The organism is Enterococcus sp. DIV0876 (assembly GCF_050529585.1).
GTDB lineage: Bacteria > Bacillota > Bacilli > Lactobacillales > Enterococcaceae > Enterococcus_D.
Genome location: NZ_CP172882.1, coordinates 1976243 through 2002633, shown reverse-complemented (window position 1 = coordinate 2002633; position 26391 = coordinate 1976243). Strand labels below are relative to the sequence as shown.

Sequence of the window (26391 nt, the reverse complement as noted above, 5' to 3'; positions counted from 1 at the left end):
AAAAGAAAGCCTAGGCTTTCTTTTTTTGTTGTTCCTTGTTGCGAACGCTTTCAAAATTGATTATAATAGACCTGACGATTTCGTCTTATACTGAATGCATGGAGGCTCTATACGATATGGAACAAGGTAAAGTAAAATGGTTCAACAATGAAAAAGGTTTTGGTTTTATTACAACAGATGGTGGGCAAGATGTATTTGTTCATTTTTCAGCGATCCAAGGAGATGGCTTCAAATCTCTAGAGGAAGGTCAAGCTGTGGCATTCTCCATCGTCGAGGGTGTGCGAGGACCACAAGCTGCTGAAGTCAGCAAAATCTAATTGATTGAATCGAAAGCTGAGGCAACTCGGCTTTTTTGATTTGCCATTTTGCTTATTTTTTGGTATCTTTTTTGTATTAATGAAAATTAGGAAGTAAAGAGGTAAACAAATGAAACGAGTGATTACTTATGGTACATTTGATTTATTACATTATGGGCACATCAATCTTTTGCGCAGAGCGAAAGAACAAGGCGATTATCTGATTGTTGCGTTGTCGACAGATGAATTTAACTGGAATGAGAAACAAAAGAAATGCTATTTTTCTTATGAAAAAAGAAAACAGCTTTTAGAAGCGATTCGCTATGTTGATTTGGTCATCCCCGAAGAAGGTTGGGATCAAAAAGTCACTGATGTCAAAGAGTACCATGTAGATACCTTTGTTATGGGAGACGATTGGGCAGGTGAATTTGATTTTGTTCAAGAACAAACGGATGCTGAAGTTGTCTATTTGGCAAGAACACCTGAGATTTCTACCACTCAAATCAAGAAAGATTTGAAGTTGAAGAATTAGCTCGTTAAACAAAACAAGCATACAAGGGCATCTTTTTAGATGCCTTTTTGTCTGGAACTTAGGATTAATTTAAGATTTTCTTACTTGTTTTTATTAAGGGAGGTAAAGGCTGACAAAAATATGGTATGATGTTGTGTGAGTTGTAGCAATCAGTGAGAAATTCTTTTAGAATGGATGAAGATAGTGGATAAAGAGATAAAAGTACGTGCAACGCTCGTAACGAAAGAATATGACTTATATAAAAAAAAATCAGATAAAGTCAAAGCTTTATTTAAGTTTTACCACCGAAATGTCCCACGTTTCTGGGCATTAAAAGGGGTTAGTTTTGATGTGAGAGCAGGAGAATCAGTCGGGATCATTGGTATTAATGGTTCTGGCAAGTCCACCTTATCTAATGTGATCAGCGGCATTATCCCGCCCACTTCAGGAACAATGGAGGTAAATGGGGATACATCGATCATTGCCATTGGTGCGGGCTTGAAGTTCCAGCTGACTGGGCTTGAGAATATTCGTTTAAAAGCATTGATGTCAGGCATGACGAATAAAGAAATCGATGAAAAACTTCCTGAAATCGTGGCATTTGCTGATTTGGGGGATTTTATCAATCAGCCAGTCAAAAGCTACTCAAGCGGGATGAAGTCTAGATTGGGCTTTGCTATTGCTGTTCATAATGACCCAGATATTTTGGTCATCGATGAAGCTTTATCTGTTGGGGATGAAACGTTTTATCAAAAATGTGTCGATAAAATCATGGAATTTAAAGCAGCGGGTAAAACGATTTTCTTTGTTAGTCATGCACTAGGTCAGGTTGAAAAACTTTGTGACCGAACAATTTGGATGCATTATGGCGATTTACGCATGTTCGGTCCAACCAAAGAAGTGATGGGAGAATACCGTCAATTTATTGACTGGTTTAAGAAACAACCAAAGAAAGAACAAAAAAGTTACCAAGACCAATTTAAAGAAGAACAAAAAGCATTCACACTAGAGACTTTGGAAACAAAGAGTCACGATGATGCATTCCTGCAACAACAAAATCTTTCAGATCAAGTTATTCAGAAAAATTTGAAACGAACACCCCTTGGAGAAAAAATGAGTTGGGCAACGAAAGGATTGCTGGCCTTAGTTGCGATCACGACGATATTTTGTGCATTGGTTTCTTTCAGCGATAGATCGTTGACATATGCAATCAAAAATCCAGTTGATGTAATCAGCCAAGTGTTCAAATAAAAAAGAACATCATTATATAGTTCGAATAGAAAAGGAAGAATTTTGTGAAAGAAATTGCAGCAGTTATAACAGAACAATTTAAACATGCTGGGATTGTATTCCGCATGTCGAGGTATGAAGACAAAGCTACTTATCAAAGTCACTACCTAGGCTTGGCTTGGCAGATTTTAAATCCGGCCATTCAGGTAGGTATCTATTACCTGGTTTTTGGATTAGGGGTTAATGGCAATCGGGAAGTTGAAGGCGTGCCATTTATTGTATGGATGTTGATTGGGATCACGGCTTGGTTTTATGTGAGTGCCTCGATTTTAGGTGCTTCGAACAGTATCCATCGTCAAGTTGGTATGGTGGCGAAGATGAAGTTTCCAGTAAGCATTTTGCCGTCGATCAATATTATCAGTAATCTATCGTCTTATATTCCAATGGTAGCGATCGTTGTTGGTTCTTTATTTCTTGTAGGAGTGACGCCAACGCTATATTGGCTGCAATTTATTTATTATTTTGTAGCTATGGTTATTTTCTTGTTTGCTTTTGGGCTATTAAATGCAACGATTACTGTTTTGGTTAGGGACTATCATATCTTTTTACAATCAGTGTTGCGGTTACTTTTTTATGTATCTGGTCCTATTTGGGATATCAACAATCGAAATATGCCGATCTGGTTGATCAAAATTTTAAGATTGAATCCTATTTATTATTTAATAGAAGGCTTCAGAGATGCATTTTTATCCCGTGGCTGGGTTTGGGAGAAGACAACCTACACGTTGATTTTCTGGTGTATCACATTGATGCTTCTCATACTCGGTAGTCACTTGCATATGAAATTCCGTGCCCGCTTTGTTGACTATATCTAAAAAGTCCTTTTTAGGGCTTTTTTTTATAAAACGAATATTTTACATTTTAAAACAGTGACTGTTCTGTTAAAATTGTTTTTAGTCAATGAGAGCGATTGCTGTTTTTTATACACAGTAGAGGGTCTATTGCGTGAATCAAGATTTATTGCGGGGTGCAAAATGCGAGTATATCAAAAAGTGATTTTGGGAATTTTAGGGATTTTGGTGATAGGTGTTATTGGTGTGACTGTCTACGGGATGCGCGTCTACGAAGATACGAGCAAAACCTTTGATCAAATCTCTCAAACTGTGGATCGGACAACCACCAAGCGAAAAGAAGCGGTCAGTATTGAGGACCGTGATCCATTTTCGATTCTTTTATTGGGTATCGATACAGGTGCTTTGGGTAGAACGGAGCAAGGACGCTCGGATAGTATGATGGTGGTGACAGTCAATCCTGAAAAGAAAGAATCAACGATCCTGAGTCTTGATCGAGATATTTATACCCAAATCGTGGGATATGGTACATTGGACAAGTTAAACCATGCCTATGCATTTGGCGGTGAGGCAATGTCGATGGATTCGGTAGAAAACTTATTGGATATCCCGATCGATCATTATGTAACCATCAATATGCAAGGGATGCGTGATTTGATCGATGCTGTTGGAGGCATTGAAGTCACCAATGAGATCGACTTCACTTTAGAAGGGGTTCATGTGCCGAAAGGAACGATCACTTTGGATGGGAAAACCGGCTTGGCTTATGCGCGCATGCGTAAGCAAGATCCTGAGGGTGATATTGGTCGACAAAAACGTCAGCGAGAAGTTGTTGAAAAAATTCTCAAAAAAGTCATGAGTTTGGACGGTGTCAGCAATTATCAGAAAATTTTAAAAGCTGTCGAAAAAAACTCCAAAACAGATTTGACTTGGGAGGATATGTTGGATATTGGCACGAACTATATTCCGGCATTCACTACGATCAATCAAGAACAGCTCCAAGGCGAAGGGCAATTGATGAATGGTGTGTATTATCAGTTATTAGGAATCAATCAGTTACTGAATGCGCAAAATTTGCTGAAAGAGCAATTGGGATTACCGACAAACGATACGCTATCCCAAGGGGATGAATATACGGACGGTTATTCAGATTATCAGCTATATGATGATACGACAGGCTATTCTGATGGGGAAGAAACCGATGATGCGTATGTCGACGATGGGTCAAGTTATTGATTTATCTTTGGCTGTTTTAAAATGAGCAATCAATTGAAATGATAGGGACAAAATAATTGAGCCCTACGTTTGAGATTGATTGCTTTTTTTGCATATCAAATATCAAGGCAAGGATAGTTTTCCACAAACAGCAAAGTTTCATTCTTGTTTCACGCACATAGCGTATGAAAAGATTGAAGAAAGCTTAAAATAATAATTGTTTGATTTAGATAAATAGGGTGCTTTGCGAAACTGTGAAACATTCTGGTGAATAAGAATGGATTCTTATAGTTTTTTCTAAGGATTTAGGGATATTTGCTTTTTTTTCGGTTTCCCAGCGATTTTTTTGGTAAAATAGGACGGTAGTCACTATAGATTGGAAGGATAGATGAGATGAAGAATTTAAGAGATAAAGTAGTCTATAGCATACGGAAAGGGCCAGAAGAACCTAAGGCCAAGGCGTATCGCAAATCTCATGTACCGTTTCGATTGAACTTTTTATTTTTTATTATATTTGCATTATTTGTTGCATTGATCGTTCAATTGGGGTATTTACAAATCGTCAATGGCGAGAATATAGAAAAGCAATTAAAGGCCTCTTCTGTTGTTGAAGTCAAGGGGAGTTCCCCTCGGGGAATGATCTATGATGCCTCAGGTAAAGCCTTAGTAGAAAACCAAGCCAATGCAGCAATTACCTTTACCCGTGGCAATAAAATGACGGCACAAAATCTTCTTGATACTGCAAAGAAATTAAGTGAGTTGATCAATGTACCAGTCGATAAGAATTTAACTGAAAGAGATCTGAAAGATTTTTGGTTGGCTGATGAAGACAATTTAGAAACAGCGACAGATCGTTTATCCGATAAAGAAAAGGCATTATCAACTTCAGAGCAATATACAGCTACTGTTGCCAAGGTGACAGAGGAAGAAATCGACTTTTCAGATGCTGAATTAGAAACAGCTACGATATTCAAACGAATGAATAGTGCCCAATCGCTAAGTACTGTCTTTATTAAAACAGCCGATGTGTCTGACGAAGAACTGGCAATCGTTGCTGAAAATATGGTGGATCTCCCAGGCGTTTCGACTGGCACGGATTGGACCAGAAAAATCGTTGAGGGCAGCTCTCTTGCAAGTCTGATCGGAACGGTGACCAGCGAGGAGCAAGGGATCCCTGAAGAAAGTTTAGATGCTTTTCTTGCTAAAGGTTATGCCCGAAATGATCGTGTTGGTCGTAGTTATTTGGAACAACAATATGAAGAGGTTTTACAAGGAACCAAATCTATTTCAGAAATCACACTGGATAATAGTAATAATATTGAAAGCCAAAAAGAAACCTATGCTGGAGCCAAAGGGGATAACTTGGTGTTAACATTAGATGCCAAATTCCAAAAAGAAGTCGATCAAATTTTGCAAGACAACTTCCAAGACTTGATAGATTCTGGCGCAGCGGAGTATTCACCAGGTGTCTATGCTGTGGCATTAAATCCTAAAACCGGTGGCGTCTTAGCGATGTCAGGATATCAACATGAAACCAAATCAAATGATTTGCAAGAAAATGCTATCGGCACCTTTATCAATGCCTTTGTACCAGGTTCGGTCGTTAAAGGCGGTACCTTAGCAGCTGGCTGGGAAAATGGTGTGATCAGCGGCAATGAAGTCTTGTATGATCAACCGATCCGTATCGGGTCAGATGTCAAAGCCTCGATCTTTAACCCGACTGGTGCGAATAACCGGAATTTATCCGCTGTCCAAGCATTGGAAGTCTCTTCTAACTCATACATGATGCAAGTTGCCTTGCGTTTGATGGGGATCGATTATCAAGCGGGCATCTCGATTCCAACAGTGGATCGCCAAGGAGATGTTTATAACAAATTACGAACGGCCTTTGCTTCTTTTGGTATGGGCACTAAAACGGGTATTGATCTACCCGGTGAAGCGACCGGAATCAGCACATCGATTGAAAATATGGATTCTGTCAGTGATGGCGGAAAAATCCTCGATTTAGCGTTTGGTCAGTTCGATACCTATACGACTTTGCAGTTGGCACAATATGCAGCAACTGTTGCTAATGGCGGTCAACGGTTGCAACCACATATCGTTTCTGGTATTTATGGCAATGATGAAACGGGTGGTTTAGGGACGATGAAATCTGCTATCGAACCGACTGTTTTGAACGAAGTAGGAATCAGTGATGCACAAATGCAGCTTATCCAACAAGGTTTTTATGAAGCAGTTCATGGAACAGATGCATGGGCGACAGCGACAGGATTGGCTTCTGCTAAAATGGATGTGTCAGCAAAAACAGGGACTGCTGAAACACCAATCGTTGACAGCAATGGCAATACGATCAATTTGGTCAATTTGAACATTGTGGCTTATGGGCCAAGTGATGATGCAGATATTGCCATTGCTATCGTAATGCCGCAACTGAAATCTGCTACCACTAGCCATCCTAATGTGAAGATTGCCAAAGAAATCATGGATGCTTACTATGATTTATATATGAAATAAGCTATGCACGAAAAAAATCGCAGGTCTTGCCTGCGTTTTTTTTTGATTCCATTAAGAAATCAAATAGAAAATATTCTTTTAGTGGGAAAGACTTGCTATTTTTAAATGATTGGCATAGAATACAAGCGGTCAAAAGAAATAATTCAGCATTTATTATTTAAATTCAGAGTTAGAAACAAAGGAGTAACAGGGAAACCATGAATAAAGAATGTTTAAGCAAACAAGAATTAATGCGGCAATTAAGCCAATTCACACCAGCTGAAAAGAAAGAAATGCGCGACTATCTGCAACGCAAAAATCCGTTGTTGTTTCGAAAATTCGAACGGATGAAACATGACTTATATCGCTTGGAATCGCGCAGAGTCCAATGTGAGATCGAAAATAATGAAAAGGAGCTAAATCTTCTCAACGAGAAAATCTTACTGAGAAAAGAAGATTTTCTTGAATTGTTATTGGCTATCCGAAAGAAAAGAGGGTAATGGATGGAATTTATTGAACTTGTCATTGTCATCGCACTCCTCGTTACCCTTTCTAATGTGGCAAGTAAAATCTTGCCCTCCGTCCCTATTTTTTTCATTCAAATCATACTTGGCATTCTTTTAGGACTGACCAAATTAGGGCAAGACATTGCTTTTGAACCTGAAATGTTTCTGGTCATGATTATTGGACCACTTTTGTTTCGAGAAGGAGAGCGGGCTGATGTCCCCGAGATCCTCAAAAATAGTAAAATCATTTTATTTCTGGCCTTTGGTGGGGTACTAATGACGCTGTTTGCTATTGGCGGTACGTTGCATTGGCTGATGCCAACGATTCCGTTAGCCGCTTGTTTTGCATTTGGTGCTGCTTTAGGACCGACTGATGCAGTGGCGGTCTCATCATTGGCCAAAAGGTTAAAAATATCCAAACATATCATGCATATTCTCGAAGGTGAAGGATTGTTGAATGATGCTTCCGGAGTAACTGCTTTACAGTTTGCAATTGTTGCATTGACCACAGGCACTTTTTCTGTTGCCAATGCCGGATTCCAGTTGCTTTTTTCCAGTATTGGGGGCGGTTTGGTCGGTTATCTGGTGGTCTGGCTCAAGCGCAAAATTTTACGCTTTATCGAAAAAATTTCAGCCCAAGATGTAACCGTCTATCTACTGATTGAACTGCTTTTACCGTTTGCTGCCTATCTTCTGGCAGAAATGATTGGTGTTTCTGGGATTATTGCAGCTGTAGTTGCTGGTGTTGCCCAGGCCCAAAGAAAACGGCAGATTTCTCTATTCGATGCTGAGTTGGCCAATATCTCTGGTAGTACGTGGTCAACCGTCGTTTTCACTTTGAATGCACTCGTATTTTTATTTTTAGGTATCGAATTGTCACAAGTCTTTTCACCAATTTGGGAAAGTAAAAGTTATGCCAATTGGCATTTGGTTGTGACTGTTTTGATCGTGACAGCCATGATATTTATCGTTCGTTTTGCTTTTTTATTGTTTTATTACCTTTTTTTACAGACCAAGAAACAAGTATCTTTGCGAGAAACGGCCTTATTGACCTTCGGCGGCGTCAAAGGAACGGTCAGTTTGGCAGCCATTTTTATTTTGCCAGTCATGGTCAATGGTGCTAGATTTGAAGAACGTAGTCTCTTGCTCTTTTTGACTGCTTGTGTGATTTTGCTGACATTGGTGATCAGTGTGATGGTCTTGCCTTATTTGGCAGATGGTGAAGCTTCTGAAAGTGTCGATTTCAATCATTTATTGATCTTAGAAGATGTGATCCAACAATTAGAGATTGAAGAAAAGCAAGAACTCTCCGATAAAGGGCGTTTGGCCATTGAAGCAGTGATCAATTCATATGAAAATCGCCGCTGGGAACTGTATCGCAACAGTTTAACTGATTCAGAAAAACAAGAGATTCAAGAGATTCAAGGATTGATTCTATCGATTGAGCAAGATGGTTTAGATGAAGCCTACCGCAATGGCCAAGTCAGTCTGAATGGCTACCGTTTTTATTCAAGGTTTATCTCTCAGCAACAACATTCATTGGCAAAACAAATTTTATCCTTCTTTAGTTTCTGGCTATTTTTCATCCAACGTTTTCTACGGATCATTTTCCATCCCCGCTTGTTTATTCAACGTCAGCAGCAATTTAAAGCAGCGTTGAAACAGCGTGATATTTCAGAAGTACAAAAAATCTATCTCAAAAATAGTGACTATATTTTTCATAGTTTAAGCAACTTAGAAGATGTCTATGATTCATCATTGATCAACTTCTTTATTCGCCAACGAGAAATGAGTATCAAGCGTTTTGAACATAGCAATTTCTTTGAAACGATCATGATCGAACAAGACTCGATTTTCGTGAAGAAAATTTTATGGGGATATTATTTGGAACGCAAAACCATCGATGAATATGAGGTCAGCGAAAAAATTTCTACTTTGTCCGCCAATGAATATCGTCGGAATGTCAACCTTTTGGAATCCTATGCTATGTCACGGGCAGATGAACAGCCTAAACAACGAATGTTTAGGCATTGATTTGGTCCTCGATTGGCAAAACGCCTCAACTTCAGCCTTCAATCAAAGGTTGAAGTTGGGGCATTTTCGTCGTATTGATTGTTAAGATTGTTGAAGATGTTTTTGGGAGAAACCCACCAACAAAAGTCAGAATATGGTACAATGAGCGAAGAAAAAAATGCAGGAGGGTTTGCTGTGAAAGAATTGAAAGTAAGTGACTTACGAAAAACTTACGGAGAAAAAACATTGTTTGATCAGTTATCTTTTCTGATTCATGAAAAAGACCGGATTGGCTTGATAGGGGTCAATGGAACCGGAAAATCGAGTTTGCTGAGGATTATTGCAGGCATCGACCGAGGAGATGGAGATCTGCAAACTGTTTTTGCAGCACAAGATTACCGGATCGGCTTTTTGTCACAAGAAAATCAATTGGCAGAAGACCTATCCGTTCTTGATGCGGTATTCCAAGGAACGAGTCCGCTGATTCGTGTTGTTCGCACATATGAAAAAGCGTTGTTGGCGTTAGAAGGCAATGGCGGAGACGCCGCGGTCTTGAAACAATACCAAGCTGCTGAAGAAGCGATGAACAAAGCAGATGCGTGGCATACAGATACCACTGCCAAAATCATTTTACAAAAGTTAGGCATCAGCAATTTGGACCAGCAAGTCAGCCAGCTATCCGGTGGCCAAAAGAAACGGGTTGGATTGGCGCAAGTCTTGATCGATGCGCCTGATTTATTGTTGTTAGATGAACCAACCAATCATTTAGACTATGATGCAATCCAATGGTTAGAAGGGTATTTGAAACAATATCGTGGCGCATTGATGATGGTCACGCATGACCGCTATTTTTTGGATCGTGTAGCCAACCGCATTTTTGAATTGTCCTTTGGCAAGATCCATGAGTATCAAGGAAATTATGAAACTTATCTCCATGCCCGAGCAGAAAGAGAACGGATCGAAGAAACACAAGAAGACAAACGCAAACAATTGTACAAGCACGAATTGGCTTGGATAAGGACCGGTGCCAAAGCGCGTACAACCAAGCAACAAGCCCGCATCGATCGCTTTGATGATTTAAAGGACAATTTGAATCAAGTGAAGAGAAATGGCGAAGTAGCCATTGATGTAGCAGCGACTCGTTTGGGGAAACAAGTGTTAGAATTAAAAGACGCCTCTTATGCCATTGAAAATCTTCGATTGCTGCAAAATTTTGATCTCTTGATCCAATCAAGAGAGCGTCTGGGTATCACTGGTGAAAATGGAGCTGGAAAGTCCACATTACTGAACATTTTGGCTGGCAGAATCGACCTTGATTCCGGGCAAAGAGTGATAGGTAGCACGGTTAAATTGGCCTACTATACGCAGACCAATGAGGCAATGGATCCGGATCAGCGCATGATCGCTTACTTGCAAGAAGCTGCTGAAGAAGTACAAAAAGCAGACGGCAGTCAAGTCAGCGTCGCTGAAATGTTGGAGCAATTTTTATTTCCACGTTCGATGCATGGAACGAAAATCGGTAAACTATCTGGTGGAGAAAAACGGCGTTTGTTCTTGTTGAAATTATTGATAGGACAACCAAATGTATTGTTGTTAGATGAACCTACCAATGATTTAGATATTGACACCTTGACTGTGTTGGAAAGTTACCTAGAATCATTTCCGGGAGCAGTTATCACAGTTTCCCATGACCGCTACTTCTTAGACAAAGTAGCAGAAAAATTGCTGATTTTTGAGGGCCATGGAGTGATCGAATCCTACTATGGTTCGATCAATGAGTATTTGGCACGAAAAACCCTTAAAGGATCAGACAAAGAAGCGGCAGACGCAAATCGTCAGTCAGATTCAAGGTCAATTACAAAAAACGATGAACCAGTTGCTGTTTCAAAAAAGAAACTCAGTTATATGGAACAAAAAGAATGGGCAACCATTGAGGACGATATTGCTGACTTAGAGGCAAGAGAAGAAGCCTTGACGGAAGAGATGAACCATCAAGGGGCTGATTTCACCAAGTTGCAGCAGTTGCAACAAGAAATTGCAGATGTACAGACACAGTTAGCTGAAAAAATGAATCGCTGGGAATACTTAAGTGAATTTGTCTAACGAAAGGAGTTTCTTATGGAACAAGCGTATTTAGATTTAGGAAAGAAGATTTTAACTGAAGGCAATGATAAGGGGGATCGCACTGGTACAGGTACGCGGAGTATCTTTGGGCATCAAATGCGGTTTGATTTATCAAAAGGGTTTCCTTTGCTGACAACGAAGCGGGTCCCTTTTGGGTTGATCAAAAGCGAATTGCTCTGGTTTTTAAAAGGAGATACCAACATTCGCTATCTACTAGCCCACAAAAACCATATCTGGGATGAGTGGGCGTTTGAACGGTATGTGAAAAGCGCGGATTATGCAGGTCCAGATATGACAGATTTTGGTCGCCGCTCGTTGGTGGATGAAGACTTTAATACACAATATCAACAAGAATTGCAGACATTTTGTGATCGTATTCTCGCTGATGACGATTTTGCCCAAAAACATGGGGATCTTGGTCACGTCTATGGGTATCAATGGCGTCACTGGGAGAAAGCCAAAGGTGGCTTCATTGATCAGATCCAAGAAGTGATTGAAATGATCAAAACCACGCCTGATTCTAGACGCTTGATCGTTTCGGCATGGAATCCTGAAGATGTTCCGACTATGGCTTTGCCGCCTTGTCATACTATGTTTCAATTTTATGTGTATGATGGTCGTTTAAGTTGTCAGCTGTACCAACGCAGTGCGGATGTCTTTTTAGGTGTGCCTTTCAATATTGCCAGTTATGCGTTATTGACCCATCTAATTGCCCACGAAACTGGTCTAGCTGTTGGTGAGTTCGTGCATACATTAGGGGATGCACATTTATATAGCAATCATTTCGAGCAAATGAAAGAACAGTTGAGCCGTGATGTCCGACCTGCACCGCAATTGATTTTGAATCCTGAAAAACGATCGATCTTTGACTTTGAGATGTCAGATATTAGTATAGAAGGGTATGATCCACACCCGACGATCAAAGCACCGATTGCTGTATGATGTATCTGAAAGGACATGCAGTAAAGAAAAACAGTTAGGGGTGTCAGCTGATGACTCGAACCAAAAGAGGAATCATTGCAACTGTTCATAATAGACGAAATGACCTACTAGAAGTATCTGATGTGTCAACGGTGCTCGATTTTTTGGCAAACTGTTTTGAGGGGGTTTTTCTTGCAATCTCAGATGTCACAGATCCGCTGCTTACCCACTTACTCAATGCGCATCATCAGTGTAAAACGATGATCATCCCCGCTAATGGCGCTGGAGACGCCAGAAGAAAAGCTGTTCGCGCAGCGAAAGAAGCCTATCCTGCGCTAACGTCTTTTCAACTGTGTGATTTCGATCGCTTGCTCACATGGCAGACATCTTTTCCAGATGAGTTGGCTCAGATCAGCCAACTAGAGATAGGAAAAGAAACATACTGTATTCTTGGGAGAACCCCCCAAGCTTTTGACAGCCACCCTCAAGCGTGGCGTGTGACGGAAGCCTTGGTCAATCAGGTGGCACAAGCCTGTTTCCAACTAGAGGATGTCGATATAACGGCTGGCAGCGAAATTTTTTCGGCTTCATTGATTGATGTCTTCTTAAAAGATAACCACGCGAGATTGAATGACGGGGAATGGCCGCGGAAAGTATTAACCTATGGTGGCAACTTGATGTATCATGCTTGTGATGGCTTGTGTTATGCAGATCGTAACCGTGATGGGCTGTCTGATGATCCAATGCGTCAATTGATGGGAAGGTTGCAATTAGCCGCGGCAATAACCAAATCACTATATGAAGAAAGGGTGTAATCGTAGATGTTGATTGCTTTATGGGCACAAGACAAACAAGGATTGATTGGAGAAAATGGCACATTACCCTGGCATTTACCCAATGATCTGAAATTTTTTAAAGATCAAACAATCAATAATACTATTATTATGGGTAGAAAAACCTTTGAAGGAATGGGGCGACGTCCATTACCACAACGAACAACCATAGTTTTGACCAGTGACCAAAACTATCAAGCAGAAGGCGTCTTGGTGATGCATAGTCGTGAAGAGATTTTGGCTTATACAAAAGAACAAAATCATCCAGTCTTTCTCACAGGGGGAGCGGGTGTTTTCGAAACGATGATCGAAGATTGTGATCAATTGTATCGGACAGTGATCGATGAGACCTTTACAGGGGATGTTTTCTTCCCTGAAATCGATTGGGAAAAATGGGCGCTGACCAAAATCATTCCTGGTGTTGTCGATGAACGCAACAAGTACCGTCATCAATTTGAATTTTATCATAAAAAATAAACACGATCCGAAAGACTCCTGAGCATAGAGAAGTCTTTCGGATCGCTTTGTTGAGCTGGGATCAAGTATAGAATAAAACCGAGAAAAACATCAATCCAGCACCTAACATCACGAATAAGTGCCAAACCACATGCATAAATCGTATATTTTTTAAGCTATAAAAAAGCGCACCTACTGTATAGGATACACCACCGCCGGCAAGTAAAAAGGTTCCTGAATAACCGAGATTTTCAATCAATGGTTTAAAAGCAATCACACATAACCAACCCATAATAATATATATCAGTGTGGACACTTTGGAGACTGTTTCTTTCTTGTGCAAGGTCAAAGATTTATAGACGATGCCGCTGATAGCCAATAACCAGATCAAAATAAAAAGCGACCACCCTAGCCAACCTTGAATACTTAACAGACAAAAAGGCGTATAGCTGCCAGCGATCAATAGAAAAATCGAGGCATGATCAAATACTTGAAAAACTTTTTTTGCACGAGTAAAAATCAGACTATGAAAGAGTGTTGAAAACAAAAAAAGCAAAATCATCGTTGAACCATAGATCGCATAAGACACGACATGGATCGGTGAGCCTAAACGGGCGCCTTTGACCAACAAAAGGACCAATCCTGCGACACTTAGGCCAAAACCAATGCCGTGGGTCACGGCGTTCAATACTTCGTTGACGATCAAATATTTACGACTAAATTTCATATGCTGCATATGACACCGTCCCTCTAAATCAAAATTAGATGAAAAAAATTTTTCTCTCTGTTATACTAAGTATAAATGGTCTATGGTTATTTTACCATGAAAAGAGACTTGATTTAAAGAAAGAGTGAATATATGATGGCAAATCTTAAAATTGTGACCGATTCTTCTTGTACCATGGAACCAAGTATCCGCGATGCGTTGGCAATCCATGTTGTACCACTATCTGTAATGATCGATGGGGTCGTTTATCCAGATGATGAAACGTTGCCTGGCGAGAAATTTATGCAGATGATGAGTCAAGCCAAGGAATTACCGAAAACCAGCCAACCGCCGATTGGCCATTTTGTCGAGTTATTTGATGAACTTGGTAAAGATGGCAGTGAAGTATTGGCGATCCATATGACTAAAGGTTTGAGCGGTACCGTAGAAGCAGCGCGTCAAGCGAGTCAATTGTCTAAAGCAAATGTAACAGTGATCGATAGTGATACGACCGATCAAGCATTGGCATTTCAGGTGATTCGTGCAGCCGAACTGGCACAAGCCGGCAAAACTTTGGCAGAAGTACTGCCAGAAGTTGACCGTGTGCGCGATAATACCAAATTATTTATCGGTGTGTCGACCTTGGAAAATTTAGTCAAAGGTGGACGTATCAGTCGAGCAAAAGGTTTGTTGTCAAGCCTGTTGAACATGAAAGTAATCATGGATTTTGACCATTCCGAGTTGATTCCTGTGGTCAAAGGACGCGGCGTCAAAACCTTCAACAAATGGTTTGAAGAACTAAAAAAAGAACTGCAGCAACTACCGAAGGTCACGAAGATCGGTATATCCCATGCGGATGGTTTAGAAATCACGGAGCGGTTCAAGCGTGAATTGCAAGAGGCATTTCCTGATTTGGATATTCCTTTATTGCATACTACACCGATCATTGCGACACACACAGGCAAAGGCGCATTTGCCATTACCTACACTGCGGAATAATATCTGAAAAACCTAAAAACGATTCGTTGGCATACGAATCGTTTTTTGCCGTTTTTATGCGATCCTATCAATACATATTGCATAATATCTAAAAGTTTATTTTTCGTTTATAGTCTTCCTAAAAGCAAGAATACTGCTATGCATTTGATGAGAATTTTGTTAAAATAGCAAAGATTACAAGTAAGGGGTTTGAAGAAAGTTGAAATGGAAAAAAATAGGTATTTATTTGATGACAGTAGGATTGGTTGCCATAGCAACCGGGACGATTTTCCATTTATTGATTCCAAAATCTGCGCCCTTGTTATCCCCCAGCGGTCAGTTGACTGCCAATCACTCCGCCAAGGAAACGGTCGAGTATGTGGCATTAGGGGATTCACTGACTGAAGGTGTAGGTGATGAGACATCTCGTGGCGGGTTTGTACCGATTGTTTCAGCGGATTTGCAAGAGCGCTATGGGTTAACAAATTTAGTCACCAAAAATTACGGCGTAGCGGGCGAACGAAGTGATCAAATTTTAAAGCGGGTCAAGAATGATGAAGACTTGCGTACAGATTTAGGTGACGCCGATTTGATCACACTGACTGTCGGTGGAAATGATGTCTTAAAAGTGATTCAATCAGAATTTTTTGGCTTAAGTATTGATTCGTTTACCGAGCCGATGGCAGAATATACACAAAGATTGACTGAGATGTTTGACCAAATTCGGTCATTGAACGCCAGTGCACCGATTTACGTACTGGGTATTTATAATCCATTTTATTTGAACTTTCCTGAGATCACAGATATGCAAACAATCATAGATAATTGGAATGCGCAAACGGAAAATTTTATCAAGCAGCAAACACATGCTTATTTTATTCCAATCAATGATTTATTATATAAAGGATTGAGCGATGAAGTGGGAATCGCTGATACGGAGGATGCTGAAGAAGAGACGACAACGACTAGCAGCGCGTCTTCTGAAACCTCTGGGTCAACAACTGACACTGGATCAGAGACGACCGCAACAACGAGTAGCCAAGAAACAATCACCAACAATATCACCAATAATGTTTTATATGAAGGTGATCGCTTCCACCCCAATAATTTGGGGTATCAATTGATGGCGAATGCGGTCAGGGACGAATTGATCAAAACGCAAGATCAGTGGCTGGTACAGGAGGAGACAAAATGAAGACCAATCAAAAGCAATCGGAGACAACGGCACAGGTGAAGCCCGCTAAAAAAACAATCAACTATTGGAAAATAGCCTTTCTCGTGCTCGCAGGTGTAATCATAGGCACAACTGTCTTTTTTGCCACAAGAATTTTTCAGCAAAGAGAAAGCGGGTTGAATGAAAGTACTGAATTGGTGCAAAGAGAGGGCAGTCCAGTACTGACAGTCAATAGTAACAAAAGTCAGGTCAATCAATTGATTGATTTTTATCTGGAAGATTTTCAAAAAGACCAAGATGTAAAATACGATTTTGAGCTGAGAAATGAAGCGCTTTTGACAGGGGAATTTCAAGTGTTGGGCTTCCCGATCACGTTTTATTTGTACTTTGACCCTTATGTGACAGAAGAAGGCAATGTACAATTGAAGGCCAAAAGTTTATCGATAGGTACCTTAGACTTACCAACAAGTGAAGTCTTAAAAATGATCAAACGTAGTTTTAAATTTCCAGAATGGATCGAGGTCAATGCGGATGAGCAAATCGTTTTGATTCGCTTAGACCAATTTAGAATGCAAAACGGCTTGTTTATCAAAGCCAATAAAATCAATCTTGTAGATGATGAGATTCAAATGAGTCTCTATCTGCCAGCTGAATCGGAGGATGAATAATGGAAAGAGCAATATTTGCAGGCGGTTGTTTCTGGTGTATGATTCAACCTTTTGATGAATTAGATGGCATCGAGTCGATCTTTTCCGGCTATACTGCGGGACATACTGAAAATCCGACTTACCAGGAAGTAAAGAGTCACCAAACCGGACATACAGAAGCGGTAGAAATCATTTTTGATCCAAGTAAAATCAGTTTCGATGATTTGTTGACGATATACTGGCAACAAACTGACCCTACAGATGCCTTTGGGCAATTCGAGGACCGAGGCGATAATTACCGACCGGTGATTTTTTATTTCAATGAAGACCAACGGCAAAAAGCTTTGGCGAGTAAAGCGGCATTACAAGAAAGCGGCCGTTTTACTGAGCCAATCGTGACAGCGATCGAACCTGCGCAACCATTTTATTTGGCTGAGGATGAACATCAAGACTATTATAAGAAGAATCCTGAGAATTTTGCCCGCAATCATGCGCGCCGCGCCGCCTTTTTGGCCGATCATTGGGATGAAGCCCATGCGTAAAAGTTTTTATAGTTACCTCATGGCAGTCAAAGGACCAAGTCATACCGATGAAGCGCAAATTTTTGCCACACATGCAAGTCATGATATACAATTTCCGAAACATACCGACGATTATGAAGAAATCTCTTCCTATTTGGAATTGAGTGTCGATTACCTGCCTTCAATGGATATCTTTGATCGCATTTGGGCAGACTACACAGAGAATAATCGTTAGAATAGAAAGGCGGAAAACGATGAAAGGTATCTCAACAAGTCGCTATCTTATTTCACTGGTCAGTGTAGCGATTTTAGCAGGTGGCGGTGTCTATATTTGGCAACAGGCTGAGCAACAGCAGGCTGCAGCGGTTATGGAAGAATCACAACCAGAAAACAGTGGCATTGCAAAAATCGAAGCACTCTTCACGCAAATCAAAGGCAATTATTACCAAGAAGTGGATGAAGATGCCTTGATTGAAGGGGCTCTTCAAGGAATGACCGATGCACTGGATGATCCCTATACGACTTATTTAAGTGAGACGGCAGCAGATGAATTGGATCAATCACTATCTGGTAGTTTTGAAGGAATCGGGGCCACTTTATCAATGGTCGATGAGTATCCCGAAATTGCCCAAGCCCCCATCAAAAACACACCAGCTGAAAAAAGCGGACTACGGATAGGCGACCGGATCCTAAAAGTGGATGGGGAAGATACCAAAGGTCAGACCTTGTCCGATGTAGTCGCACAGATCCGAGGAGAAAAAGGGTCTAAGGTCACGTTGACAGTACAAAGAGATGCGGAAACTTTTGATGTCACATTAACAAGAGATACGATTCCAGTTGAAACGGTCCATGGTGAAATCACCACGGAAAATGAAGCGATTGGAAAAATTGAGATCACGACTTTTGGCGAGAACACAGCCCAGGAATTAAGAGAGACGATCACTGATTTAAGAAATGAAGGTGCCAAGTCATTTATAGTAGATGTTCGTCAAAATCCAGGTGGTTTATTGGACCAAGTCCAAATCATGGCAAGTATGTTTTTGGAAGATGGACAAATGATTGTGAAATTTGCCAGCAATCAAGGGGTCATCAGCGAGACAAAAGCGAGTGAAGCATTGGATGATGGCTTTAAAGTTACGGAACCTGTCGTTGTATTGGTGGATGGCGGCAGTGCCTCCGCTTCAGAGATTTTTGCGGCGGCGTTGCAGGAATCAGCAGCGATTCCTATTGTGGGTACAGAAACTTTTGGGAAGGGAACCGTGCAAAATATTCAAGACTTGGGTGACGACAGTGAATTGAAAATGACGATCATGAAATGGTTGACACCGAATGAAGAATGGGTCAATGATCAAGGCGTCATGCCGGATTATGAAGCCGATTATCCCGATTATGCCTATCTTGCACCATTGCCGAGGGACAACGCCTTAAAATCCGGGCAAAGTTCAGATGCTGTCTATAATCTGAATCAATTTTTGGCAGCGTTAGGATATGATACGAATGGCGATACCTTTAATGATCAGACGGAGGCCGCAGTGACGGCTTTTCAAAAGAAACTGTCGCTTACTGAAAGCGGCAAAGTCGATGCTGAAACAGCACAAGCAATCGAGGGAGCTGTGTCTGAAAAAATCAAGGCTGAAGATCCAGCTTATCTCAAAGCTTTGTCATTATTGGCAGGAGATTGACAGAAAAAGAGAGGAGGGGATTTGCAATGACGCCCAATAATCAATGGCGAGATCGTTTCTGGTTGATAGTTAAATACGCGTTGATTGCTTTTGCAACAGCGTTTTTGATTCGAGCGTTTTTGTTGATTCCCGTACCGGTTTCAGGCAACTCGATGGAAGGGACGCTGCGGCAAGGTGATATGGTGATCATTGAGAAAATCTCGCCGATTCGACGATTTGATGTGGTTGTATTCCAAATGCCAGATGGTTCTACCTACATCAAACGGGTGATCGGCATGCCTGGAGATGCTGTGAAGTATGAAGATGACCAACTATACATTAATGGAGAGCCTGTCGAAGAGCCTTTTTTGGTAAAAAATCGCAACAATGATCATGAAACAGCTTCTTACACAAATGATTTTGACTTAGAAACACTTTTGGGGGTTGAAAAATTAGGGAAAGATAGCTATTTTGTGATTGGCGACAATCGCAGAGCTTCAAAAGATAGCCGGTCCTTTGGCCCGATTTCAGGAGATGCAATTTTAGGGAATGCACGATTGGTTTATTATCCTCTATCACATATCCGTTTGATTTGACGTGTTTCATTGACCCATTGGCCCTTTGTCAAAGCTGCTGTTTTGATAGAGGGTTTTTGTCATTGAATGGGTAATAAAAAAAATGATACCTTTAAAAAAAGGGTAGTATCTGCCACAGAAAGTACAAGGATACTTCTGCAGCAGTCTGTGGGTTGGCCGAACAGGTTTCTAAAGAATCTGCGGGAATCATGATTCTGTTATAGACGAATGCCTATGAAACCCGTATAATATCAACGGACATGAGAATATCACCGGTACCATAGCAGTCTTAGCGGAAAGCAAATCCGCTGGATAGTTCATGCAGTGGAAAGAAAGATATTCTTGATCGTAAAGGAGGATATAGAATGACTATTCAATGGTTTCCAGGACATATGGCAAAAGCCAGACGTGAAGTCAGCGAAAAATTAAAATTTGTGGATATTGTCTTTGAATTGGTTGATGCCAGATTGCCGATTTCATCACGCAATCCAATGCTTGACCAACTATTACAGCAAAAACCACGTTTGATTTTGATCAACAAAGCCGATTTGGCAGATCCGCAACAAACCAAGCAGTGGGTCGCCTATTTTAAAAAGCAAGGGTATATCGCATTAGCCATCAATGCCCAAGATAATCAAGGAATCAAAGGAATCGTACCGGCTGCCAAAGAAGTATTGAAAGACAAAATAGCCCGTGATAAAGCGAGAGGATTGAAACCCCGAGCGATTCGTGCAATGGTGATCGGTATTCCTAACGTTGGTAAATCAACGTTGATGAATCGTCTTGTTGGCAAAAAAATCGCCCAAACCGGCAATAAACCTGGTGTCACCAAGGGGCAACAATGGTTGCGTTTTGGTAATGAGGTTGAGTTGTTGGACACGCCAGGGATTTTATGGCCGAAATTTGAAGATCCAGAGATTGGCAAAAGATTGGCATTGACTGGTGCCATCAAGGATCAGTTGATCCACTTAGATGATATTGCGCTCTATGGCTTAGACTTTTTTGCGCGTTATTACCCAGATAAAGTTGCGGCGCGTTATAACTTGACGGCAGAAGAAGCAGCGTTATTGGCGCCGGAACTTTTGATGAAAATCACCCAAAAAAGAGGTTATAAAGACAATTATGATCGCGGTGCAGAGCTCGTAGTTTTTGATATACGTCAAGGGAAATTGGGTCGGTATACGTTAGATCGTTTAGAGGAGTTAGATGAGGCAGATGACGCAGTCGATTAAAGAAATCAAAACCCGTTTATTTGATCCGCAGTTTGACGATTTGGCTTACTTTGCAGCTTTGAAAGAAGATGCCCGCATCGGAGTCAAAAAACTTATTGAACAATATGAAAAACAGCAAATGAAGCAACAGCAACTATTGACCAAGTTTCAGGAGATGTCTATCTTTGAACAAGCAGCCTATGCAGATGGTGTGCGGTTTATTGCAGGAATCGATGAGGTTGGTCGCGGGCCGCTGGCAGGACCGGTGGTTGCAGCTGCTGTGATTTTGCCAAAAGATAGTCAAATCTTAGGCTTGAATGACTCGAAACAACTATCTCAGAAAAAAAAGGATGCGTTATTTGTTGAGATTCAAAATCAAGCCATTGCTATCGGTATTGGGGTTGTGCCCCATGATGAGATTGACCGTTTAAACATTTATCAAGCGAGTCGTTTGGCAATGAAAATTGCCTTAGAAGATTTAGCTATCACGCCAGAGTACGTATTGGTAGATGCGATGACGATCGATACAGCTATTAAGCAGCAAAGTTTGATCAAAGGTGATGCCCGGTCCAACAGCATTGCTGCCGCAAGTATCATTGCGAAAGTCTATCGTGATAATCTCATGATTGATTTTCATCATACCTATCCTCATTATGGATTTGATAAGAATGCAGGTTATGGTACCAAGGTTCATTTAGAGGGCTTGAAGACGCATGGGATTTGTCCAATCCATCGAAAAACTTTTGCCCCAGTCAAACAATACGTATAAATTTCGTTCAAACCTCTTTTTTTAGCGAATCTTATTTAAAGAATGCTATTGAAATGAGGTTTTTTATGATGCGCTATAATGAATGTTCAGATTTTGAAAAACAGATGATCAAGTTGTACTACTGTCGGGGAATAGGTCTAAAAAGTTGTTGGCGGATCATCAAACATTGGATAGCTCAGCAGGCCACAATCGTCAACCTTGCAGACTTGTACAGATTAGGTATTACCGCTAAGAAAGCTGACAGCATCTATCGGTCATGGCAACAAATGACTGATGCGCATATGCGCCAAATGCTCGATCAGCAGCAACTGATCACTTATTTTTCATCAGATTATCCAGCTTTGTTAAGACAAATTCCAGATCCTCCATTGCTCTTATTCTATCAAGGCAATCTGTCGTTGCTCCATCAACCATGTCTGGCTATCGTTGGGGCACGTGATGCATCGATCTATGCCAGAAAAGTGTGTGAAAAATTAGTGCCACCACTGGTAGCGGCAGATTATGCGATTATAAGTGGCTTAGCAAAAGGCGTCGATAGTTTTGCCCATGAATCAACATTGCGTAATCATGGTCAAACGATTGCAGTCGTTGGTACAGGTGTTGACATCTGTTATCCTTCATCTTCAAGAGACATCTATGACGAAATCAAACAAGCACATTTGGTGATCAGTGAATATCCTGCTGGCACTTTGCCGCAGCGCTTTCATTTCCCAATGCGCAATCGCTTGATTGCTGGTATTGCACAAGGGGTCTGTGTGATCGAAGCCAAAGAAAAAAGCGGCTCACTGATTACGGCCCAGTTGGCATTAGAAAACGGGCGTGAAGTGTTTGCTGTGCCTGGAGAAATTATTTCAACACAATCAAAAGGCTGTCATCAATTGATTCAAGATGGTGCGAAATGTACAATCAATGCTTCAGATATTATACAAGAATGCATGCAATTTTAACTTTTGTAATCAACCTTCCTTGACAAAACTTTTTTCGAAAGCTATGATAAGCTACGATTTGTATGTTTGTTCAACATATGATAGATTCATTGATTGAAGGTATATATATAGTAGGAAAAAATCAAGGAAGGAGCCATTTTCTATATGGCATATAAATATTTAGTGATTGTGGAATCGCCAGCAAAGGCGAAAACCATTGAAAAATACCTCGGACGAAACTACAAAGTAGTTGCGAGCGTGGGACATATTCGAGATTTACCGAAAAGCAAGATGGGCATCGATACGGAAAATGACTACGAGCCGCATTATATTTCGATTCGCGGTAAAGGTGATGTCATCAAATCTTTACGTTCTGCAGCCAAAAAAGCTGAAAAAGTTTATCTCGCAAGTGACCCGGATAGAGAAGGAGAAGCCATTGCTTGGCACTTGGCGTTCCTGTTAGGGCTTGATTTGAAGGATCAAAATCGGGTGGTTTTCAATGAAATCACCAAAGATGCTGTGAAAGCAGCCTTCAAAGAACCAAGAACTATCGATGTTGATTTGGTGGATGCACAACAGGCACGCCGGATTTTAGATCGTCTTGTAGGGTATTCATTGAGTCCGATTTTGTGGCGCAAAGTCAAGAAAGGCTTAAGTGCGGGTCGTGTGCAATCTGTTGCCTTAAAAATTATTATTGATCGCGAAAAGGAAATTCGTGATTTTGTACCAGAAGAATATTGGAGTATCGATGGGAACTTTAAGAAAGCGACCAAAAAATTTAAAGCCAATTTCTGGGGATTAGACGGTAAAAAGAAAAAATTACCGAATGCTGAAAGTATCAAAGAAGTGACAGAACGGTTAAAGAGCAAAGATTTCCAAGTGACAAAAGTGGAAAAGAAAGAGCGTAAACGGAATCCAGCAGCGCCATTTACAACGAGTAGTTTGCAACAAGAAGCAGCCCGTAAATTGAATTTCCGGACCAGGAAAACCATGATGGTTGCCCAACAATTGTATGAAGGAATTGCTCTAGGCAAGCAAGGAACGGTCGGTTTGATCACCTATATGCGTACTGATTCGACAAGGATCGCGGACTCAGCGAAAGCCGAAGCAGCTGAGTTTATTGAAAGCACCTATGGTACAGAATTTTCAGCCCATGGCGGTAAAAAACGAGCCAATGCACAAGGGGCGCAAGATGCCCATGAAGCGGTACGTCCTTCAAGTGTGTTACGGACACCAGAGAGCATTGAAAAATTCTTGGATAAAGATCAAATGAAATTATATCGTTTGATTTGGTCCCGTTTTGTAGCCAGCCAAATGACTCCAGCAATTTTGGACACGATGAAAGTGACGTTGGATCAAAATGGTGTGATTTTTATCGCGAACGGGTCAAAAATCAAATTTAAAGGCTTCATGCAAGTCTATGTTGAAGGGCGCGATGACGGCAAAGAAGACAAAGAAAACATTTTGCCTGAATTAGCTGAAGGGGATGTCGTTCAATCTGTATCGATCGAACCCAAACAGCACTTTACACAACCCCCTGCCCGTTTTAGTGAAGCAACACTGATCAAAACACTAGAAGAAAATGGTGTGGGTCGGCCATCAACTTATGCGCCAACGCTTGAAACTATTCAACGCAGATACTATGTGAAATTGGCACAAAAACGTTTTGAACCTACGGAATTAGGAGAAATCGTCAATTCATTGATCGAAGAATTTTTCCCGCAAATCGTGGATACTCACTTTACAGCTGAGATGGAAAATCGTTTAGACAGTATCGAAGCCGGGAAAGAGGAATGGGTCAAGGTGGTCGATCAATTCTATCGTCCATTTGAAAAAGACTTGACTACCGCCGAAGAACAGATCGAAAAGATTCAAATCAAAGATGAACCAGCTGGTTTTGACTGTGACTTGTGTGGTCATCCAATGGTGATCAAATTGGGGCGTTATGGCAAATTTTACGCTTGTAGCAACTTCCCTGATTGTCGCAATACTAAGCCGATCGTCAAGGAAATCGGTGTTGAATGTCCTGTCTGTCATGAAGGGCAAGTGGTCGAGCGCAAATCGAAAAAAAATCGTTTGTTCTACGGTTGTACCCGTTATCCAGAGTGCGACTTTACTTCATGGGATAAACCTGTCGGTCGTAATTGTCCGAAATGTGACAACTATTTGGTCGAAAAGAAAGTCAAAGGTGGCAAACAAGTTGTTTGTATCAATGGCGATTATGAAGAGCAAGTTCAAAAATAATGTGTTTATTTAATACAAAAGAATCGGCAACTCTGCAACAGCATCTAAGCTTATTGCTTAAATGGTGCGTGAGGATTTGTCGGTCCTTTTGCTTAAACCATTCATCTATGAAAAAATGCTGTATATAAAAAGGAGTAAAAGTATGAAGCAAATAAATGTAATCGGTGCCGGATTGGCTGGAAGTGAAGCTGCATGGCAAGCTGCTGAAGCAGGAGTGGCCGTGAATCTATATGAAATGCGCCCCAAAAAAACGACGGAGGCCCATCATACCAATAACTTTGCTGAATTGGTCTGTACGAATTCCCTAAGAGGCAATAATCTGACCAACGCTGTCGGTGTCTTGAAAGAAGAAATGCGCCGTTTAAACTCTGTGATCATTACATCAGCGGATGCAACTGCAGTACCAGCAGGCGGGGCATTAGCAGTTGATCGCGATGATTTCTCAGCCCTCGTGACCAAGAAAGTCAAAGAACATCCATTGGTAACTGTCATTGAAGAAGAGATCACTGAGATACCAGAAGGAATCACAGTCATTGCGACAGGTCCGTTGACCTCGGCGCCACTATCAAAAGCCATTCAAGCATTCAATGGATCGGAAGGTTTTTACTTCTACGATGCTGCAGCACCGATCGTTGATAAATCAACGATCAATATGGACAAAGTTTATCTTAAGTCACGTTATGATAAGGGGGAAGCCGCTTATTTGAATTGTCCAATGACAAAAGAAGAGTTTTACGCGTTTCGTGAAGCATTGCTTGAAGCTGAGGTAGCACCACTCAAAGAATTTGAAAAAGAAAAATTCTTTGAAGGCTGTATGCCGATCGAAGTGATGGCAGGACGCGGACCAAAAACGATGTTGTTTGGTCCAATGAAGCCAGTTGGACTGGAAGATCCAAAAACCGGTAAGCGACCATACGCAGTGATTCAATTACGCCAAGACAACGCAGCAGCGTCATTGTATAACATTGTTGGTTTCCAAACCCATTTGAAATGGGGCGAACAAAAACGGGTCTTTCGCATGATTCCAGGTCTAGAAGAAGCTGAATTTGTTCGTTTTGGTGTCATGCACCGCAATAGCTTTATGAATTCTCCAGAATTGCTGCAACAAACCTATCAGTCGAAAAAACGGGATGACCTTTTCTTTGCAGGTCAAATGACCGGGGTCGAGGGGTATGTAGAAAGTGCTGCTAGTGGTTTGATTGCTGGTATCAATGCTGCCAAATTAGCCAATGATCAAGCACCAGTTGTCTTCCCACAAGAAACAGCTATTGGCAGTATGGCCTATTATATTACCCATGCAGAAGGCAAACATTTCCAACCGATGAATGCCAATTTTGGTTTGCTGCCAGAATTGCCAGAGCGGATCCGCGATAAAAAATCCCGTTATGAGGCTTTGGCCAATCGTGCATTGAACGCTTTAGCAACTGCAAAGGCGGAATTGCTGTAATCAATCAAAAAATCCTCTTACTTTAAATTAGCAAGAGGATTTTTTTTTAATTTGTCTTGAAACTTTTCATGCAGTGACTTATG

The 26391-nt window shown here is 41.0% G+C and carries 25 protein-coding genes; 24 read left to right on the top strand and 1 reads right to left on the bottom strand.

Annotated features, from left to right (window positions below; translation table 11 throughout):
* Positions 1-116 precede the first annotated feature (116 nt).
* From IGI41_RS09295 to IGI41_RS09240, 12 genes are all read left to right on the top strand, one after another.
* On the top strand, positions 117-317 hold the full coding sequence (locus IGI41_RS09295; protein WP_430609513.1) for a cold-shock protein: 201 nt from the start codon (positions 117-119) through the stop codon (positions 315-317).
* Between the two features lie 109 nt (positions 318-426).
* Positions 427-828: a glycerol-3-phosphate cytidylyltransferase gene (gene tagD / locus IGI41_RS09290; protein ID WP_430609512.1), complete on the top strand. Its 402-nt coding sequence runs from the start codon at positions 427-429 to the stop codon at positions 826-828.
* Positions 829-1002: 174 nt separating this feature from the next.
* Positions 1003-2058: an ABC transporter ATP-binding protein gene (locus tag IGI41_RS09285; protein ID WP_430609511.1), complete on the top strand. Its 1056-nt coding sequence runs from the start codon at positions 1003-1005 to the stop codon at positions 2056-2058.
* A gap of 44 nt (positions 2059-2102) precedes the next feature.
* The gene (locus tag IGI41_RS09280) at positions 2103-2912 is read left to right on the top strand and encodes an ABC transporter permease (protein WP_430609510.1); all 810 of its coding nucleotides are present in this window, start codon (positions 2103-2105) and stop codon (positions 2910-2912) included.
* Between the two features lie 159 nt (positions 2913-3071).
* The gene (locus tag IGI41_RS09275; protein WP_430609509.1) at positions 3072-4124 is read left to right on the top strand and encodes an LCP family protein; all 1053 of its coding nucleotides are present in this window, start codon (positions 3072-3074) and stop codon (positions 4122-4124) included.
* A gap of 372 nt (positions 4125-4496) precedes the next feature.
* Positions 4497-6617: a peptidoglycan D,D-transpeptidase FtsI family protein gene (locus IGI41_RS09270; protein ID WP_430609508.1), complete on the top strand. Its 2121-nt coding sequence runs from the start codon at positions 4497-4499 to the stop codon at positions 6615-6617.
* Positions 6618-6814: 197 nt separating this feature from the next.
* Positions 6815-7096 carry a hypothetical protein gene (locus IGI41_RS09265; protein WP_430609507.1) on the top strand — a complete coding sequence of 94 codons (282 nt, stop codon included), beginning with the start codon at positions 6815-6817 and terminating at the stop codon, positions 7094-7096.
* A gap of 3 nt (positions 7097-7099) precedes the next feature.
* Positions 7100-9136: a cation:proton antiporter gene (locus IGI41_RS09260; RefSeq protein ID WP_430609506.1), complete on the top strand. Its 2037-nt coding sequence runs from the start codon at positions 7100-7102 to the stop codon at positions 9134-9136.
* A 174-nt stretch (positions 9137-9310) separates the two neighbouring features.
* On the top strand, positions 9311-11218 hold the full coding sequence (locus IGI41_RS09255; RefSeq protein ID WP_430609505.1) for an ABC-F family ATP-binding cassette domain-containing protein: 1908 nt from the start codon (positions 9311-9313) through the stop codon (positions 11216-11218).
* A gap of 15 nt (positions 11219-11233) precedes the next feature.
* The gene (locus IGI41_RS09250; RefSeq protein ID WP_430609504.1) at positions 11234-12181 is read left to right on the top strand and encodes a thymidylate synthase; all 948 of its coding nucleotides are present in this window, start codon (positions 11234-11236) and stop codon (positions 12179-12181) included.
* Between the two features lie 50 nt (positions 12182-12231).
* Entirely contained in the window at positions 12232-12975 is a 744-nt protein-coding gene (locus IGI41_RS09245) for a hypothetical protein (RefSeq protein ID WP_430609503.1), read from the top strand.
* Positions 12976-12981: 6 nt separating this feature from the next.
* Positions 12982-13470 (top strand): dihydrofolate reductase, encoded by a 489-nt coding sequence (locus IGI41_RS09240; protein ID WP_430609502.1) that lies wholly within the window; start codon positions 12982-12984, stop codon positions 13468-13470.
* A 61-nt stretch (positions 13471-13531) separates the two neighbouring features.
* Here IGI41_RS09240 and trhA read toward each other — a convergent pair whose 3' ends face one another.
* Positions 13532-14185, bottom strand: a complete 654-nt coding sequence (gene trhA / locus IGI41_RS09235) for a PAQR family membrane homeostasis protein TrhA (RefSeq protein WP_430609501.1) — start codon at positions 14183-14185, stop codon at positions 13532-13534.
* Between the two features lie 126 nt (positions 14186-14311).
* Between trhA and IGI41_RS09230 the strand changes: the two genes are divergently transcribed.
* The 12 genes from IGI41_RS09230 (at position 14312) to trmFO (ending at position 26308) form a co-directional block, all read left to right on the top strand.
* A complete protein-coding gene (locus IGI41_RS09230; RefSeq protein WP_430609500.1) occupies positions 14312-15154 on the top strand; it encodes a DegV family protein in 843 nt (280 codons plus the stop codon).
* A 229-nt stretch (positions 15155-15383) separates the two neighbouring features.
* Positions 15384-16328, top strand: coding sequence for an SGNH/GDSL hydrolase family protein (locus IGI41_RS09225; RefSeq protein WP_430612798.1), 945 nt, complete (start codon positions 15384-15386; stop codon positions 16326-16328).
* Positions 16325-16975 (top strand): YpmS family protein, encoded by a 651-nt coding sequence (locus tag IGI41_RS09220; protein WP_430609499.1) that lies wholly within the window; start codon positions 16325-16327, stop codon positions 16973-16975. The genes IGI41_RS09225 and IGI41_RS09220 overlap by 4 nt, the downstream gene beginning before the upstream one ends.
* Positions 16975-17496 (top strand): peptide-methionine (S)-S-oxide reductase MsrA, encoded by a 522-nt coding sequence (gene msrA / locus IGI41_RS09215; protein ID WP_430609498.1) that lies wholly within the window; start codon positions 16975-16977, stop codon positions 17494-17496. The genes IGI41_RS09220 and msrA overlap by 1 nt, the downstream gene beginning before the upstream one ends.
* Complete coding sequence (locus IGI41_RS09210) at positions 17489-17710, top strand: YozE family protein (protein ID WP_054116566.1); 222 nt, start codon at positions 17489-17491, stop codon at positions 17708-17710. Before msrA ends, IGI41_RS09210 begins: the two co-directional genes overlap by 8 nt.
* A gap of 19 nt (positions 17711-17729) precedes the next feature.
* Positions 17730-19157: a S41 family peptidase gene (locus tag IGI41_RS09205; RefSeq protein ID WP_430609497.1), complete on the top strand. Its 1428-nt coding sequence runs from the start codon at positions 17730-17732 to the stop codon at positions 19155-19157.
* Between the two features lie 26 nt (positions 19158-19183).
* Complete coding sequence (gene lepB, locus IGI41_RS09200) at positions 19184-19732, top strand: signal peptidase I (RefSeq protein ID WP_430609496.1); 549 nt, start codon at positions 19184-19186, stop codon at positions 19730-19732.
* A 344-nt stretch (positions 19733-20076) separates the two neighbouring features.
* Entirely contained in the window at positions 20077-20943 is an 867-nt protein-coding gene (ylqF, locus tag IGI41_RS09195; protein ID WP_430609495.1) for a ribosome biogenesis GTPase YlqF, read from the top strand.
* The gene (locus IGI41_RS09190) at positions 20927-21691 is read left to right on the top strand and encodes a ribonuclease HII (protein ID WP_430609494.1); all 765 of its coding nucleotides are present in this window, start codon (positions 20927-20929) and stop codon (positions 21689-21691) included. Before ylqF ends, IGI41_RS09190 begins: the two co-directional genes overlap by 17 nt.
* A 68-nt stretch (positions 21692-21759) precedes the next feature.
* On the top strand, positions 21760-22638 hold the full coding sequence (gene dprA / locus IGI41_RS09185) for a DNA-processing protein DprA (RefSeq protein ID WP_430609493.1): 879 nt from the start codon (positions 21760-21762) through the stop codon (positions 22636-22638).
* A 144-nt stretch (positions 22639-22782) separates the two neighbouring features.
* Entirely contained in the window at positions 22783-24861 is a 2079-nt protein-coding gene (gene topA / locus IGI41_RS09180) for a type I DNA topoisomerase (protein ID WP_430609492.1), read from the top strand.
* 142 nt (positions 24862-25003) lie between these two features.
* The gene (gene trmFO / locus IGI41_RS09175) at positions 25004-26308 is read left to right on the top strand and encodes an FADH(2)-oxidizing methylenetetrahydrofolate--tRNA-(uracil(54)-C(5))-methyltransferase TrmFO (protein WP_430609491.1); all 1305 of its coding nucleotides are present in this window, start codon (positions 25004-25006) and stop codon (positions 26306-26308) included.
* Positions 26309-26391 lie beyond the last annotated feature (83 nt).